Annotated in this window: 11 protein-coding genes; 4 read left to right on the top strand and 7 right to left on the bottom strand. The window is 73.2% G+C overall.

What is annotated here, in order from left to right; genetic code table 11:
- The first annotated feature begins 19 nt into the window (after nt 1-19).
- Together ACWDX6_RS15055 and ACWDX6_RS15050 are read left to right on the top strand one after the other, a co-directional pair.
- Nucleotides 20-769, top strand: coding sequence for a GntR family transcriptional regulator (locus ACWDX6_RS15055; protein WP_451485373.1), 750 nt, complete (start codon nt 20-22; stop codon nt 767-769).
- A 77-nt stretch (nt 770-846) separates the two neighbouring features.
- Nucleotides 847-1947 carry an adenosine deaminase gene (locus tag ACWDX6_RS15050; protein WP_451485372.1) on the top strand — a complete coding sequence of 367 codons (1101 nt, stop codon included), beginning with the start codon at nt 847-849 and terminating at the stop codon, nt 1945-1947.
- Nucleotides 1948-1976: 29 nt separating this feature from the next.
- On the opposite strand, the gene ACWDX6_RS15045 is transcribed toward ACWDX6_RS15050, so the two are convergent.
- The 7 genes from ACWDX6_RS15045 to ACWDX6_RS15015 all read right to left on the bottom strand — a co-directional run bounded on the left by ACWDX6_RS15045 (nt 1977) and on the right by ACWDX6_RS15015 (nt 12428).
- On the bottom strand, nt 1977-3755 hold the full coding sequence (locus ACWDX6_RS15045; RefSeq protein WP_451485371.1) for a CocE/NonD family hydrolase: 1779 nt from the start codon (nt 3753-3755) through the stop codon (nt 1977-1979).
- Between the two features lie 358 nt (nt 3756-4113).
- Complete coding sequence (locus ACWDX6_RS15040; RefSeq protein ID WP_451485370.1) at nt 4114-5079, bottom strand: S66 peptidase family protein; 966 nt, start codon at nt 5077-5079, stop codon at nt 4114-4116.
- Entirely contained in the window at nt 5076-7064 is a 1989-nt protein-coding gene (locus ACWDX6_RS15035) for a dipeptidyl-peptidase 5 (RefSeq protein WP_451485369.1), read from the bottom strand. Before ACWDX6_RS15035 ends, ACWDX6_RS15040 begins: the two co-directional genes overlap by 4 nt.
- A 12-nt stretch (nt 7065-7076) precedes the next feature.
- The gene (locus ACWDX6_RS15030) at nt 7077-8411 is read right to left on the bottom strand and encodes a M20/M25/M40 family metallo-hydrolase (protein WP_451485368.1); all 1335 of its coding nucleotides are present in this window, start codon (nt 8409-8411) and stop codon (nt 7077-7079) included.
- Complete coding sequence (locus ACWDX6_RS15025) at nt 8404-9237, bottom strand: M55 family metallopeptidase (RefSeq protein ID WP_451485367.1); 834 nt, start codon at nt 9235-9237, stop codon at nt 8404-8406. Before ACWDX6_RS15025 ends, ACWDX6_RS15030 begins: the two co-directional genes overlap by 8 nt.
- Nucleotides 9238-9336: 99 nt before the next feature.
- Nucleotides 9337-11739, bottom strand: coding sequence for an MFS transporter (locus tag ACWDX6_RS15020; protein WP_451485366.1), 2403 nt, complete (start codon nt 11737-11739; stop codon nt 9337-9339).
- A 245-nt stretch (nt 11740-11984) separates the two neighbouring features.
- Nucleotides 11985-12428: an SRPBCC family protein gene (locus ACWDX6_RS15015; protein ID WP_451485365.1), complete on the bottom strand. Its 444-nt coding sequence runs from the start codon at nt 12426-12428 to the stop codon at nt 11985-11987.
- Nucleotides 12429-12587: 159 nt separating this feature from the next.
- Here ACWDX6_RS15015 and ACWDX6_RS15010 point away from each other — a divergent pair, with 159 nt between their 5' ends.
- Nucleotides 12588-13616 (top strand): Rv2578c family radical SAM protein, encoded by a 1029-nt coding sequence (locus ACWDX6_RS15010; RefSeq protein ID WP_451485364.1) that lies wholly within the window; start codon nt 12588-12590, stop codon nt 13614-13616.
- Nucleotides 13617-13675: 59 nt separating this feature from the next.
- Complete coding sequence (locus tag ACWDX6_RS15005; RefSeq protein ID WP_451485363.1) at nt 13676-15313, top strand: alpha/beta hydrolase; 1638 nt, start codon at nt 13676-13678, stop codon at nt 15311-15313.
- Nucleotides 15314-15335: the final 22 nt, after the last annotated feature.

The following is a 15335-nucleotide window of genomic DNA, read 5'->3' as shown; positions in this document are numbered from 1 at the left end:
AGTCGGTCGAGGAGGGGCAGTGGCAGTCAGCGGACAGCAGCGGCGACCCGTCGTGGTGCTCTACGAACGGATCGCGGACGCCATCCACGACGGCACCTACCCCCCGGGCTCGACACTCCCCTCGGAGCCCAAGCTCGCGAGCGAACTGGGGGTGAGCCGCCCCGCCCTGCGCGAGGCGCTGCTCCTGCTCCAGGAGGACGGACTCCTCTCGGTACGGCGCGGAGTCGGCCGGACCGTCGCCGACCGTCCGCCGCGGCGCGGTTTCGAGCACATCCAGCCGCTGGAGGAGCTGATCGGGGCGGGCGCCCCGCTGACCGTCCGGGCGCTGCTGCGGACGGTCGAGGAGCCCACCGACTTCACCACCCAGCACCTGCTCGCCGCCGCCCGGTCGGAGCTGCGCTTCTGGGAGTCTTTGCTGGCCGGAGAGGGTACGGCGGCCGCGCTCAGCCAGGAGTGGGCGGCCGCCGACGACGTACTGGAGCGGGCGCACCCCGACTTCGCGCGGGCCCTGCGCACCGAGCCGGCGGCCGGGCGCACCTCCATGCTGGCGGTGCTCGCCGGGGCCTCGCGCGGGGTGCCGCTCGGGGCGCACAGCAGTGTGACCGCGACCCTGCTCGGCCAGCGCCGCGGGGAGCAGCTGGGACGCCCGGCCGACACCCCGGCCGTCCTGGTCACCCAGGTGGTCCGGGTGGGCGAGACGCCGGTGATGGCCGCCAAGCACATGCTGCCGACGGGCGCTCCCGCGCTGCCGGTCCTCCAGTCGAACTGACGGCCGACTGACCCGCCGACGTCCCTGTCGCCACCGTCACAGCGGCCGCGGCCGGGCTTGGCGTACACTTCCCCGCCATGCACTTGTCTGACAACTCCGCCGCACCCTCCGCGCCCGCCGTCTCCGAGTGGATCAGGCGGGCCCCGAAGGCCGTTCTCCACGACCACCTCGACGGCGGGCTGCGCCCCGCCACGATCGTCGAGCTGGCGCGTGAGTGCGGCTACACCGCGCTGCCGACCGAGGACCCGGCCGAGCTCGCGGTCTGGTTCCGGGACGCCGCTGACTCCGGTTCGCTGGAGCGGTACCTGGAGACCTTCGCCCACACCTGCGCGGTGATGCAGACCCGCTCCGCCCTGGAGCGGATCGCGGCCGAGTGCGCCGAGGACCTGGCGGCGGACGGGGTCGTCTACGCCGAGATCCGCTACGCCCCCGAGCAGCACCTGGAGGGCGGGCTGAGCCTCGACGAGGTCGTCGAGGCGGTCAACGACGGCTTCCGCGAGGGCGAGCGCCGCTCCGGCGGCCGGATCACCGTCCGCACCCTGCTCACCGGCATGCGGCACACCGACCGCTCGCTGGAGATCGCGCGGCTCACCGTCGCCCACCGGGAGAACGGCGTGGCCGGCTTCGACATCGCGGGCGGCGAGATCGGCAACCCGCCGGCCCGCCACCTCCCCGCCTTCCAGCACCTGAAGCGGAACAACTGCCACTTCACCATCCACGCGGGCGAGGCGGTCGGCGCGGAGTCGATCCACGAGGCCGTCCAGGTCTGCGGCGCCGAGCGGATCGGCCACGGGGTGCGGATCACGGACGACATCGCCGAGGACGGCACCCTGGGCCCTCTCGCCTCGTACGTCCGTGACAACCGCATCGCCCTGGAGGTCTGCCCGACCTCCAACCTCCAGACGGGTGCCGCCAAGGACTACGCCTCGCACCCGATCGACGAGCTGCGCCGGCTCGGCTTCCGGATCACCCTCAACACCGACAACCGTCTGGTCTCCGGCACCACCATGAGTGAGGAGTTCCAGCACATGGTGGACGCCTTCGGGTACGGCCCGGAGGTCTTCGAGGAGTTCACCGTCGCCGCGCTCGACGCCGCCTTCCTGCCGCTGCCGGAGCGGCAGCGGCTGATCGACGAGGTGGTCCGCCCGGGCTACGCGGCCCTTGAGGTCATGTCCTGAAGCCCGCGTCGGGTCAGGGCCGGACGGGCTCAGCCGACCCGGCCGTCGACGACCGGCAGTTCCAGTGTCCCCGTGTCCTCGGGGGCGCTGGTGACGGTCACCGGCTTGACGCCCCGGTTGCCCAGGTACGCCGTGTCGCTTGCGGCGATGACGAACTCCAGCCGGTGGCCCGTCTCGTAACGGTGCACGATCCCCGGCAGCTCGACCGTGAACGGCCGGGTGGCGTCGGGCACCCGAACCGGCGCGACGAGCCGGTTGACCAGGGTCTTCTTCCCGTCCGGGGCGATGTCGTAGATCTTGGCGAAGAGGACGAGCTTGTCGGCGGCGTCGCCGGAGCCCTGGACGCGCTCGGTCTGCGGGGAGACGACCCGGAGTGTGGCCCTCGGCGCGCCGACGACGTCGACGGGCGCGGTGAGCGGGGCACTGGTCCAGCCGAGGTAGGTGCCCCGGGTGTCGTACGGCTGGGGGTCGGGCAGTCCGATCAGGCCGGCGAGCGAGGCCTCCGAGTGGCTCGTCGGCACCGGCCAGTTGGTGTACTGACGTGAGCCCCGGGCGACCTTGGCCCGGTTGTCGACGAGCTTGCCGTCCCCGGAGAGGTAGAGCCGCTGGCTGAGGCCGGGCACCCGCGCGGCGGTGCCGTAGCCGCTCCGCCAGTCGCGGTAGTAGGCGAACTCGGGCCCGGTGTCGGCCTTCCGGTCGCCCAGGAGATACCGGTCGAACCACGCCAGCACACGCCGGCCCACGTAGCTGGTCTCCAGGTTGCCCTGCCCGAGGTCGAGTTCGCCGGCCGCCGGATCGGTGATGCCGCCGCTGTGTCCCCAGGACTGCCAGATCATCTTGGTGTCGACGCCGCGCGCCTCCAGGCGTTCGTAGGTGTCCTGGGCCTCGTTGAGGGTGAAGAGGCTGTCGGACTGGCCCTGGACGATCAGGGTGGGCGCCTTGACCCGGTCGAGGTAGGACACCGGGGAGACGCTCCGGGCGAAGTCGAGCATCTTCCGCGTCTCGGCGTCCGGGTAGCGACCGGAGTTGAGCAGCCGCATGGTGTCGCAGGCGTCGGTGACGAAGTGCAGACAGCGCAGGGAGTTGATCCGGCTGGGGTCGAGGGACGGCGCGAGCAGGGGCTGGCCCTCGCCCATGAGGTAGAAGCCGTTGGCCCACTGCCACTTGAAGACGCCGGGGGTCGCGCGGTCGGCGCTGTTGGGGGCGAGGGAGTAGGCGAGGTCGTTCCAGGTGATGAGCGGGACGAGGGCGTCGAGCCGGGGGTCGAAGGAGGCGGTGGCGAGCTGGATCGCGCCGCCGTAGGAGCCGCCGATCATGCCGACCCGGGGGTCGGCGGCCCCGTCGCGCAGGACGAAGTCGGCCCGGGTCCCGTCGTCGGCGGCTCGGGCGCCGCCGAGGAAGTCGACGAGCCGGGAGGCGGCCTGTCCGTCGATGCGCGGGTCGTCGAGGGATATCAGACAGCCGGACCGGCCGAAGCCGAGGCCGGAGTAGACGAGCCCGACGAAGCCGCGGGCGGCGAAGGCCTTGCCGATGGCGTCGGTGGACCCGTCCGCCTTGCTCCCGCCGAAGCCGTTGGTGGCGAGGACCGCGGGCGCCGGATTGTCGGCGTCCACTCCGGCGGGCCGGTAGAGGTCGGCGTCGACGACACAGCTGCGGCCGCCGGCCTCGACGGTGAACGTCAGCGGGGTGACGGTGTACGCGCCGGGCTCGGCCGCCTGTGCCGGTCCCGCGAACGCGAGCGGCGCCGCCAGCGCCGTACCGGCCACCAGGGCGAGGGCTTTTCGGGGTCGGGGCAGGGCACGGGACACGGAGACCTCCACGCTGAGGACACATGAACGGCACGGGCCCCTCGGCTTACCGACTGGTCAGTACGGGGCAGCGCCCATGGTGGGGCGCCTGTCATAGCCGCGTCAACGCCTGGGACAAGGGTCGTTGACGGAGATTCAGTAAAGGTGCGCGGGCGGCGCCGAGGAGGGTTCGGCACCACGCGGCCGGGTTGAGCGGGGTCGGCTCAGCGCGGGCGGGTCGAGCGGCTGCGGCTCAGCGATGCGGGAGGCCCGAGCGGAGGCCGGCTCAGCGATGCGGGAGGCCTCAGTGGAGTCCGGTTCAGCGCGGCCGGAGGCCTCAGCGGAGTCCGGTTCAGCGCGGCCGGAGGCCGGGCCTGGTTCAGGTCAGCGCGGGCACGTCCAGGGTGAGCGTCCCCGACCCGGCGTCCAGCACCCCCGGCACCCCGAGCGGGACGGTCAGCGCCGTCTCGCCGTGCCCGAAGCCCATCTCCTCCACCACCGGGACACCCAGGCCGCCGAGCCGGTCGGCAAGGACCGCGCGGACCTCCTCGTACGGCCCGCACTCGGCCCAGGAACCCAGGCCGACGGCCGCGACCCCGTCCAGCCACCCGGAGCGCAGCAGTTGGGTGAGGACGCGGTCCAGGCGGTACGGCTCCTCCCCCACGTCCTCCAGGAGCAGCAGGCCGCCCCGGGCCGAGGGGCGGGCGTGCGGGGTGGACAGGTCGGCGGCGAGAAGGCTGACGCATCCGCCGAGGGTGACGCCGCGGGCCCGGCCCGGCACCAGCGGCCTCGCGGTCTCCAGGCCGAGCGTGCGTACCGACTCGGGCTCGAACAGCGTGGCCCGCAGCGACTCCTGGGTGCGCAGGTCCTTGAGGAAGGTCCCCGCCGCGACCATCGGCCCGTGCAGGGTGGCGAGCCCCGCGCGCACCGCGAAGGCCTCGTGCAGGGCGGTGATGTCGCTGTAGCCGACGAAGACCTTGGGACCGGCCGCCCGGATCGCCGGCCAGTCGAGCAGGTCCACCATCCGCTGGACGCCGTAGCCGCCCCGGGCGCAGATCACCGCCGACACGCCGGGGTCGCACCAGGCCTCCTGGAGGTCCCGGGCGCGCGCCGCGTCCGTACCGGCGAGGAAGTCCAGCTCCGGGTGCCGGTCCAGGACATGGGGGGCCACCACCGGCTCAAGCTCCCAGCCGCGCAGGATGTCGAGGCCGTCCGCGAGCCGCTCCTCGGGTACGGGACCGCTGGGCGCGACGACCGCCACGCGGGCCCCGGGGCGCAGCCGGGCGGGCCGGGTCAGCGCCCTCACCCCCGCGGGGGCCGTCGGCGCCCCCCGGGCGGCCGTCACTTCCGCAGCTCCAGGAGCGGGACGTCCGGCCGGTCGATGCCGAAGGCCTGGGCGTACAGGGAGAGTTCGGCCTCCAGGGCCCGGATCATCGTCTCGGCGCGCCGGAAGCCGTGGCTCTCGCCCTCGAAGGCGAGGTAGGCGTGCGGGACGCCCCGCCCGGCGATCGCGGCCAGGAACCGCTCGCTCTGCGCGGGCGGGCAGATCACGTCGTCGAGCCCTTGGAGCAGCAGGAACGGAGCGGAGATCCGCTCGACACGGTGGAGCGGCGAGCGTTCCCGGTAGCGCGCCGGGACCTCGGTGAGCGGGCCTATCAGCGACTCCGGATAGCGGGATTCGAAGTCGTGGGTCTCGCCGGTGGCCCAGCCGAGGACATCGAGGATGGGGTAGATGATCGTGCCGCAGGCGTAGAGGTCGCTGCCGGCCAGGGAGGCGGCGGTGGTCCAGCCGCCGGCGCTGCCGCCGCGGATCGCGAGCCGTGCCGGATCGGCGGTGCCCTCGGAGGCGAGCGCCTCGGCCACGGCGGCACAGTCCTCCACGTCGACGACGCCCCACTGTTCGCGCAGCCGTTCGCGGTACTCCCGGCCGTATCCGGTCGAGCCGCCGTAGTTGACCTCGGCGACGCCGATCCCCCGGGAGGTGAAGTAGGCGATCTCCAGATCGAGGACGAGGGGGGCGTGCCCGGTCGGTCCGCCGTGCGCCCACACCACATAGGGCGGCAGTTCCTCGGCGGGGCCGATCCGGTCCGGACTGTGCGGCGGGTAGACGTGGGCGTGGATCTCGCGGTTGTCGGGTCCGGTGAAGGTACGGATCTGGGGCTCGGGGTAGTACGCCGGGTCGACCGGGTCGTCGTGGGCCGAGCCGACGACCCTGGCGCGTCCGGTACCGGTGTCGAGCTCCACGATCTCGTAGCCGCTGCGGGGGCTGGCGGCGACGCCGACGACCCGGGTGCCGTGCGCGGCGAGGGCGGGGGCCCATTCGGTCCAGGGGCCCGCGGCGTCGACGAGCTCGCCGCTGTCCGGGTCGAGTATCCCGAGGGCGGTCGCCCCCTTGCCGTGGACGACGGCCACCAGGCCGTTCTCCAGGGGCTGGAACCAGCTGAGGCCGATCTTCCACAGGGGGCCGCCGAACTCCTCGGCGCGGGGGCACAGGGCGACCGGCTCGCCGTCCGGGCCCGTGCGGTAGAGGTTCCACCAGCCGCTGCGGTCGCTGAGGTGCAGCAGCCGCCCGTCGGCGGTCCAGCCGACCTGCGGCACCGACTCCTCGGGCCCGCCGGCGACGGACCGGACGTCCGCGAAGGCGCCGTCGGGCGTGACGTCGGCGAGCAGGACCTCCGTACCGTCCCAGGGCATCCGGGGGTGGTCCCAGCCGATCCAGGCGACCCGCCGGCCGTCCGGGGAGAGCCGGGGCCCGGTGACGAAACGGTGGCGGTCGTCGGTCAGTTCACGGACCGCCGACCGGTCGGCCTCCGCCGATCCGTCCAGGGGGACGGCGGCCAGGACCCGGCGCACATCGGTCGGCGCGGGCCCGGTGAACTCCTCCAGGACGCACCAGACCTCGCCCCGCTCGGGGCGGATCACGGGGTCCGCCCAGCGCAGCCCGCCGCCGATCGCGGAGACGGGCGTGAGCGGCCGGGGGGCGGCCAGGTCGCCGTCGCCGTCCGGCTCGTAGGCGTACAGCCGCTGGTCGGGGAAGTGGGCGAAGACGATCAGGGGGCCGCCTGCCTCCCGTGCGTGTCCCGCCCAGGGCTGCCCGCCGTACTCGATCACCCGGGTGCGTACGTTCCACGGGAGAGGCAGGGCCTGTTCCTCGGCTCCGTCGGCCCTGCGGCGCATCAGAGTGCGCCGGCCGCCCTCGGTGGGGCGCGGCTCCGTCCACCACAGCTCCTCGCCGACGGCCCCGAGATACTCGGGGCGACCGTCGCGGGCGGCGGCCAGCGCGGCGCCGATGGGCGAGGGCCAGCTGCCGTAGGGGCCCGTGGGTACCATGCCGACTCCCCTTCACGCGGACCGGAGATAGTGGTCGAGGACGCGGACGCCGAAGTGGAGCGCGTCGACGGGGACGCGCTCGTCGACGCCGTGGAACAGTGCGCCGTAGTCCAGCTCCGGGGGGAGCTTCAGCGGGGAGAAGCCGTAGCCGGTGATCCCGAGCCGGGAGAACTGCTTGGCGTCGGTGCCTCCGGACATGGCGAACGGCACGACATGGCCGGCCGGGTCGAAGTGCTCCACGGCGGCCCGCAGCTTGGCGAAGGTCGGGGAGTCGACGGGGGCTTCCAGGGGGACCTCGCGGTGGTGGAACTCCCACTCCACGTCGGGCCCGGTGAGCAGGTCCATCGTCGCGGAGAACTCCTCCTCGCCGCCGGGCAGCATACGGCCGTCGACATAGGCGACGGCGTGGCCCGGGATGACGTTCACCTTGTAACCGGCGTCCAGCATCGTGGGGTTGGCGCTGTTGCGGACGGTCGGCTCGACCAGGGCGGCGGCCGGGCCGAGCTTCTCCAGGAGCCGGTCGACGTCGGAGCCGTCGGCGGAGACGTCCGCCTCGATGCCGTGCAGCGCGGCCAGTTCGGTGAGCGCGGCCCGTACGGTCCGCGTGAGACGGACCGGCCACGGGTGGTCGCCGATGCGGGCGACGGCGGCGGCGAGCCGGGTGACGGCGTTGGCGGTGTTCACCTTGGAGCCGTGTCCGGCCCGGCCGTGGGCGGTCAGCTTGATCCAGGCCGTGCCGCGCTCGCCGGCCGCGATCGGGTAGAGCGTCATGCCGGGGTGCGGGTGGAAGCTGAACGCCCCGGATTCGCTGATGCCTTCCGTGCAGCCTTCGAATAGGCCGGGGTGCTGGTCGGCGAGGTAGCCCGAGCCGTCCTCGGCGCTGGCCTCCTCGTCGGCGGTGTACGCGAGGACGATGTCGCGGCGCGGCCGGATGCCCTGGCGGGCCCAGGAACGGACCACGGCGAGCACCATCGCGTCCATGTTCTTCATGTCCACGGCCCCGCGCCCCCACACCACTCCGTCGCGGACCTCGCCGGAGAAGGGGTGCACGGCCCAGTCGGCGGGCTCGGCCGGGACCACGTCCAGATGGCCGTGGACGAGCAGGGCGTCGGCGGACGGATCGGTGCCCTCGATCCGGGCCACCACGTTGGTGCGGCCGGGCGTCCGCTCCAGGAGGGCGGGTTCGAGGCCGATGGCGGCGAGGCGTTCGGCGACGTACTCGGCCGCGGGCCGTTCCCGGCAGTCCCCACCGCCCCTGTTGGTGGTGTCGATCCGGATCAGCTCGGAGGTGAAGGTCACCACCTCGTCGAGGGCCGCGGCGTCCGGCCGCTGGGTCGGCTCATCCATACTGCTCCTCCACGGCGGCCGAGACGATGGTCGTGACCGCCTTGAACGTGCGAATGCCTTCGTACATCGTCTCGCTGGTGTACGCGACGCGGCGTTCGCCGCTCCGTGCCGTGCCGGGCACCACCGTGGCGGCGGCCGCGAGATGCTCGGCGTCGAACTCCAGCTCCACCGTGAACGGTCCGCCCCGCACCGGCTCGTGCCGTACGGCGAGGGCCGCCGCCGCCTTGGCCGCCGCCCGGATCTCGGCGGCCGTACGGGTCGGCGGGCGGCACACCGCCGCATACCGCGAGACATGGTCCTTGACCGCGACCTTGTGCGCCTCGGGCGCGTACCCCAGGGCGTCCTCGCAGGTCAGGTCGTCCCCGGTGACGAGGACGACCGGCACGCCGTACTCCGCCACCACATGGGCGTTGAGCAGCCCCTCGCTCGCCCGCTCGCCGTTCAGCCACACACCGGTGATGGAGTTGGCGAGATAGGTGTGGGCGAGCACACCCTCGGCGCCCGCGCCGGTGTGATAGCCGACGAAGGCAATGCCGTCGACGTCGCCGTGCTGCGCGCCCTCCACCATGGAGAGGGACTTGTGCCGGCCGGTGAGCATCTCGGCCCGCTCGTCGAGCCGTTCGAGGAGCAGGTTCCGCATCGTCCAGTGCGCCTCGTTGACGAGCACCTCGTCGGCGCCGCCGTCGAAGAAGCCGAGCACCGCCGCGTTCACGTCGGAGGTGAACATGGACCGGCACCGCTCCCACTGCGGTGTCCCCGGCAGCACGTCGGCGGGCCAGGTGACGCCGGTGGCGCCTTCCATGTCGGCGCTGATCAGGATCTTCATGCCTGGAAACCGTACGCGGCGACCGGCGGCACGACCACCCCTGTGGACAAGTGTCGGTGGAGTGGACGTGTGACGCCCGCCCGGGCCGCCGGCGGCGGGTCAGTCCTCGTGGCCGAGCTGCAGGTCGCGTTCGGTGCGTCCGCCGCCTGCCATCTGGAGGACGGTGGCGACCGGCGGATAGCCGGCGGCGATGACCGTGTACTCGCCGGAGGACAGGTCCACGAACCGGAACGTTCCGTCCGGGCCGGTCGTGAGGGTGTCCACCACGTTCCCGGCGGCGTCGAGGAGGGTGACCCGGGCGTCCTCGACGGGGCGGCCGCCGCCCGCGCGGACCGTGCCGCGCAGCACCGCGCCGCCCGCCAGCTCGATGTCCTGGCGGGTCTCGCGGGAGGCCTGCACGCTCACCGGGAGGGCGGCGGGCCGGAAGGCGGGGGCGCTGGCGGCCAGCGTGTACTCCCCCGCCACCAGTTCGGTGATGACATAACCGCCGTCGCGGCCGCTGCGGGTGGAGGCGACGACCTCTCCGCGTACGTCGGTGAGGGTGACCGCCGCGTCCCGTACGGGAGAACCGTCGGCGGTGACGACCGTTCCGGCCAGCCGGCCCGCACCGCCGAGGACCACGTCGAGCTCGACGGGGCGTTCGCCGACGGTGACGGAGACGGCCTGCGGCTGGTGCCCGCCGGCCGCGGCGATCAGGACGTACGAGCCGGCGCCCGGCACGCTCAGGGCGTACCGCCCGTCCTCGCCGCTGCCGCCGCGGCCGATCTGCCGGCCCTGGACGTCGATGAGGGTGAGGGCGGCGCGCGGGACGCGGGTGCCGTCGTGGTGCTGGACGGTGCCGCAGACCGGGAGCCCGGCGGGGGTTGGGTGGGCGGTGGCGTTCCTGGCCCGGGGGACGGCGGTGGCCTCGGCGGCGGGGGTGGGGTGGGACACCAGCGGTTTCTCCTTGAGGAAGAAGGCGAGAACGAGGCCGAGCACGAGGACCGGCACGAGGTAGAGGAAGATGCGCGGCATCGCGTCCGCGTACGCCTGGATGTAGGCGTCGCGCAGGGCGGGCGGGAGGGCGTGCACCGCCTGCGGAGTGATCGATTCGGCGGCGGGCAGGACCGCTCCCGCCGTGCGCGGCAGGGAGTCGGCGAGGGCGTCGTCGAGCCGGGCGGCGAAGAGCGTGCCGAAGACGGCCGCACCGACGCTGCCGCCGATCTGGCGGAAGTAGTTGTGGGCGCTCGTGGCGGTGCCGAGGTCGGCGGGGCGTACGGAGTTCTGCACGGCCAGGATGAGGACCGGCATGACGAGGCCGATGCCGACGCCGAGGACGGCCTGCCAGACGCTGTGGTGCAGGCGCGGGGTGTCCGTCTCCATCCGGGAGAGCAGCCACATGCCGGCGACGGAGACGGCGCCGCCGAGCACCGGGTAGATCCGGTAGTGGCCGGTGCGGCTGATGAGCTGTCCGGACACGATCGAGGCGACGACGATCCCGCCCATCAGGGGCAGCATGAGGAGGCCGGACTCGGTGGCGGTGGCGCCCTCCACCATCTGCAGGAAGGTCGGCAGATAGCTGGCGGCGCCGAACAGCGCGATGCCGACGACCGCTCCGACGAGGCTGGTGACGGTGAAGACCGAGTCGCGGAACAACCGCAGCGGGATGAGGGGTTCGGGCGCGAAGTGCTCGACGACCAGGAAGAGCAGGGTGGTCACGGCCGCCCCGCACCCGAGGCCGATGACGACCCGCGAGTCCCACGCGTACTCGGTCCCGCCCCAGCTGGTCAGCAGGACCACGCAGGTGGAGGCGGCGGCCAGCAGGAGCGCGCCCAGGACGTCGAGCCGCGCCCGCTCCGTGGGCCTGGGGAGCTTGAGGACGAGGGCGACGACGGCGAGGGTGACGAGGCCGAAGGGGACGTTGAAGTAGAAGCACCAGCGCCAGGAGACGTGGTCGGTGAAGAATCCGCCGAGCAGCGGTCCGGCGACGGAGGCCAGACCGAAGGCGGCCCCGATGAGGCCCATGTAGCGGGCGCGTTCCCGGGCCGGGACGATGTCGGCGATGATCGCCTGCACGCCGATCATGAGGCCGCCGGCTCCGACGCCCTGCACGGCCCGGAAGGCGATGAGCTCGTCCATGGTCCGTGACCAGCCGGCCAGGGCCGAGCCGATGACGAAGACCACGATGGCGAAGAGGAAGACGCCCTTGCGGCCGAAGAGGTCGCCGAGCTTGCCGTAGACGGGCAGGCCGATGGTGGCGGTGAGGAGGTAGGCGGTGATCGCCCAGGACATCCGGTCCAGGCCCTGGAGTTCGCCGACGATCTTCGGCAGGGCGGTGGCGACGATCATCTGCTCCAGCGCGGCGAGCAGCAGCGCGAGCATCAGCCCGGAGAAGACGAGCCGGACCCGGCGGGGGTCGAGGGCCGGTGCCGGTTCGGGCGGCGGTTCCTGGCCGGACGGCGGATCGCCCTCGACGAGCGGCGTCGTGTCCTCGGCGGCTTTCACCATCGCGATCGCACCCACATGCTGCTCCCCTCGTCACGGCGTCGGCGCCGCGCCATTCTTCGCATTGGGCGCGAAGCGGGAGCAAGTCGGACGGGAGGGCGGATCGGTGGTGCCCAGGGGCGTGAACAGGCCTGCGGCAGGTGGCACTTGGGGCGCTCATCAGCGCGTTTACGAGAGCCCCCGCGCCCCCTGGGCGCGCGGGGCGCTCTGGCGGGGGTCGCGGGGAAACCACTCGAATCGGTGAGCGGTGTTCGTGGTGGAGGTTACTTCTCCACGTGGGTGGCCAGGTTGGCCAGCAGCGCGTCGTAGATGCGGGCGAGCCCCTTGGGGGCGAAGGTCTTCTCGAAGAAGCCGCCGATGCCTCCGGCGCCGTTCCAGACGGTGGTGACGACGGCCTTCGAGGCGCCTTCGCCGGCGGGGGTGACGGTCCAGGTGGTGACCATGGAGGAGTTGCGGTCCTTCTCGACGAGCTGCCCGTCGGTGGGCTCGGTGACCTCCAGGAGGCAGTCCCGGACGCGCTTGCTCGTCGCCTGGAGCTTCCAGTGGACGAGGGTGCCCTCGCCGTCGCCGCCCTCCCGTACCTCGTACTCGCTGAAGTGCTCCGGCAGCACCTTCGCGCGCGTGCCGGTGTAGTCGGCCAGAGCATCGAACACCGTCTCCGCGTCCGCCGCGATGATCCGCTCCGTGGTGGCCTCGACCTGCGCCATTGCACTTCCTCCAGCTTGGTTCCTCGGGGTGGGAGGACCAGCCAACCACCTGCGCCCCGGCCCCCCAAATCCGGGACGCGGCGATCAAGGGAACATGTGTTCTATTCTGTGGCCAGGGCCGGGACCGCGGCTCGGGACACTGCCATCGAGGAGGCGGCCATGCGCTGGGACAATCTGGGCGACGACCCCGCCGCCCCCGCCGACATCGCGCTGTTCGGTACGGACGCGGTCACCACCCGCACCTTCGACACGCCCGAGTTCCGGGGAATCACGTTCCACGAGGTACGGGCCCGCTCGATCCTGAACCGGGTGCCGGGCGCCTCCCGCATGCCGTTCGAGTGGACGGTCAACCCCTACCGCGGCTGCACGCACGCGTGCGTCTACTGCTTCGCCCGCAAGACGCACAGCTATCTGGACCTCGACACCGGCCTCGGCTTCGACTCCCAGATCGTCGTCAAGATCAACGCCCCGGAGCTGCTGCGCAGGCAGCTCGCCTCCCGCCGCTGGCAGGGCGCGCACATCGCGATGGGCACCAACGTCGACTGCTACCAGCGCGCCGAGGGCCGCTACCGGCTGATGCCGGGGATCATCGCGGCGCTGCGCGACCACGCCAACCCGTTCTCGATCCTCACCAAGGGCACCCTGATCCTGCGCGACCTGGACCTCCTGGTGCGGGCCGCCGAGGTGACCGAGGTCGGCATCTCCGTCTCGGTCGGCTTCACCGACCAGGAGCTGTGGCGCACCGTCGAACCCGGCACGCCCTCGCCGCAGCGGCGCCTGGACGTCGTACGGACGCTCGGCGAGCACGGCATCGGCTGCGGGGTGCTCATGGCGCCGGTCGTCCCCTTCCTCGGCGACCGGCCGGAGCAGCTGCGCGAGACGGTGCGCGCCATCGCCGACGCCGGCGCGACGTCCGTGACCCCGCTCGTACTGCATCTGCGCCCCGGCGCGCGCGAGTGGTTCATGGCGTGGCTGCGGCAGCACCATCCCAGCCTGGTGGGGCGGTACGAGCGGATGTACGCGGACGGGGCCTACGCGCCGACCTGGTACCAGCGCCGGATCACCCGTCAGGTGCACGAGTTCGCCGACGAGTTCGGGATCGGCCCGGCCCGCCGGGGAGCGGCCCGCCGGAAACCCGTACCGGAAGAACCCGCGCCCGCGGGGCCGACCCAGCTCACCCTCCTCTGATCGGGTGAGCTCTCGGCGGAACACGTCCGTCAGCACCGCGTTCCGGGCACGGACGCCCTATGAACCCACGCGCAGGACTCCTGATCGCCACTGGGGCACTGGTCGCCGGGACGGTCACCGTCCTGCCCGCGGCCGCGGAGCCCCGGCCCGAACCGGCCACCCGTCCCCTCGCCCCGCTCGCCTGGACCGCCTGCCCCACCAAGGCGTATCCGAGGCTCCAGTGCGCCACCCTGAAGGTGCCGCTGAACCACGCCGAACCGGCGGGCCGGACCGTGACCCTCGCCCTGACCCGCGTCGCGCACACCGCGAAGGACTACCAGGGGCCGCTGCTCGTCAACCCCGGCGGCCCGGGCGGCAGCGGCCGGGCCATGGCCGGCTTCGTGGCGGCCTCGCTGCCCGCGAAGGTGGCGGCGCGGTACGACGTGATCGGCTTCGACCCGCGCGGGGTCGGCGAGAGCGAGCCCGCCCTCGACTGCCGGCCCGGCCACTTCGACCCCGTGCGGCCGGACTCCGTGCCGCTCGGCGCCAAGGGGGAGACGAGCAACGTCGAGCGGGCACGGTCCTTCGCGGAGGCGTGCGGGAAGAAGTACCCCGACGTACTGCCGTACATCGACACGGTCAGCGCGGCCCGGGACCTGGACGCGATCCGCGAGGCGGTCGGCGCGCCCCGGATCCACTACCTGGGCTACTCCTACGGCACGTACCTCGGCGCGGTCTACGCCCGGCTGTATCCGCAGCGGGTGGGCCGGTTCGCCCTCGACTCCGTCGTCAATCCGCGGGGCGTCTGGTACGAGGACAACATCGCGCAGGACCACGCCTTCGACGCCCGGCACAAGGACTTCATGGCCTGGGTGGCCCGCCAGGACACCACGTACAAGCTGGGCTCGGACCCCGCGGCGGTCGAGGCCGCCTGGTACCGGATGCGCGACGCGGTGGGCCGGGAGCCGGCCGGCGACAAGGTCGGCCCGGGCGAGCTCGAGGACACCTTCCTGCCGGGCGGCTACTACAACGGCTACTGGCCGAGGCTGGCCGAGGCGTTCTCGGCGTACGTCAACCGGAAGGACGCGGGCCCGCTGACCGAGGCGTACGAGGACCTGGCGGCGGCTGACGCCGCGGCCGACAACGGCTACTCCGTCTACACCGGCGTGCAGTGCCGGGACGCGGCGTGGCCGCGTGACTGGAACGTCTGGCGCAAGGACAACTGGGAGGCGCACGCGAAGGCGCCGTTCTCCGCCTGGAACAACGCCTGGTACAACGCTCCGTGCGCGTTCTGGCCCGTGAAGCCGCTGACCCCGCTCGACGTCTCGAACGACGCGGTGCCGCCGATGCTGATCCTCCAGGCGACGGACGACGCGGCGACCCCGTACGAGGGGGGTGTGGCGCTGCACCGGATGGTGCGCGGCTCCAGCCTGGTGGTCGAGCAGGGCGGCGGCAACCACGGCGTGTCGCTCGGCGGGAACGACTGCCTGGACGCGCATCTGGCGGCCTACTTCTCCACGGGGCGCGTGCCGCGCGCAGCCGCGGGAGCGGAGGCGGACGCGGTCTGCGAGGCGCTCCCGGAGCCGAAGCCGGAGCCGAAGCCGGCGAAGACGCCGGAGGCGCGTGACGGTGGACCGGCCGCCGAGGGGGTCCCGGCCCGCGACGGCGCCTCGGCGCGCGGCGCCCTCCTGCACCGGCTCCTCGGACACGGCGGCTGAGCGGACGCCGCCGGCCCCGCCG

This window comes from Streptomyces sp. NPDC003027 (assembly GCF_053591435.1).
The sequence above is the reverse complement of the archived record's forward strand: the minus strand, read 5'-3'. Positions and strand labels throughout refer to the sequence as shown.

Excerpts from the sequence above, each read along its gene's own strand:
- ACWDX6_RS15035 (WP_451485369.1), bottom strand. The coding sequence starts at position 7,064 with ATGGTACCCACGGGCCCCTACGGCAGCTGGCCCTCGCCCATCGGCGCC.
- ACWDX6_RS15010 (WP_451485364.1), top strand. The coding sequence starts at position 12,588 with ATGCGCTGGGACAATCTGGGCGACGACCCCGCCGCCCCCGCCGACATC.
- ACWDX6_RS15015 (WP_451485365.1), bottom strand. The coding sequence starts at position 12,428 with ATGGCGCAGGTCGAGGCCACCACGGAGCGGATCATCGCGGCGGACGCG.
- ACWDX6_RS15025 (WP_451485367.1), bottom strand. The coding sequence starts at position 9,237 with ATGAAGATCCTGATCAGCGCCGACATGGAAGGCGCCACCGGCGTCACC.
- ACWDX6_RS15005 (WP_451485363.1), top strand. The coding sequence starts at position 13,676 with ATGAACCCACGCGCAGGACTCCTGATCGCCACTGGGGCACTGGTCGCC.
- ACWDX6_RS15050 (WP_451485372.1), top strand. The coding sequence starts at position 847 with ATGCACTTGTCTGACAACTCCGCCGCACCCTCCGCGCCCGCCGTCTCC.
- ACWDX6_RS15030 (WP_451485368.1), bottom strand. The coding sequence starts at position 8,411 with ATGGATGAGCCGACCCAGCGGCCGGACGCCGCGGCCCTCGACGAGGTG.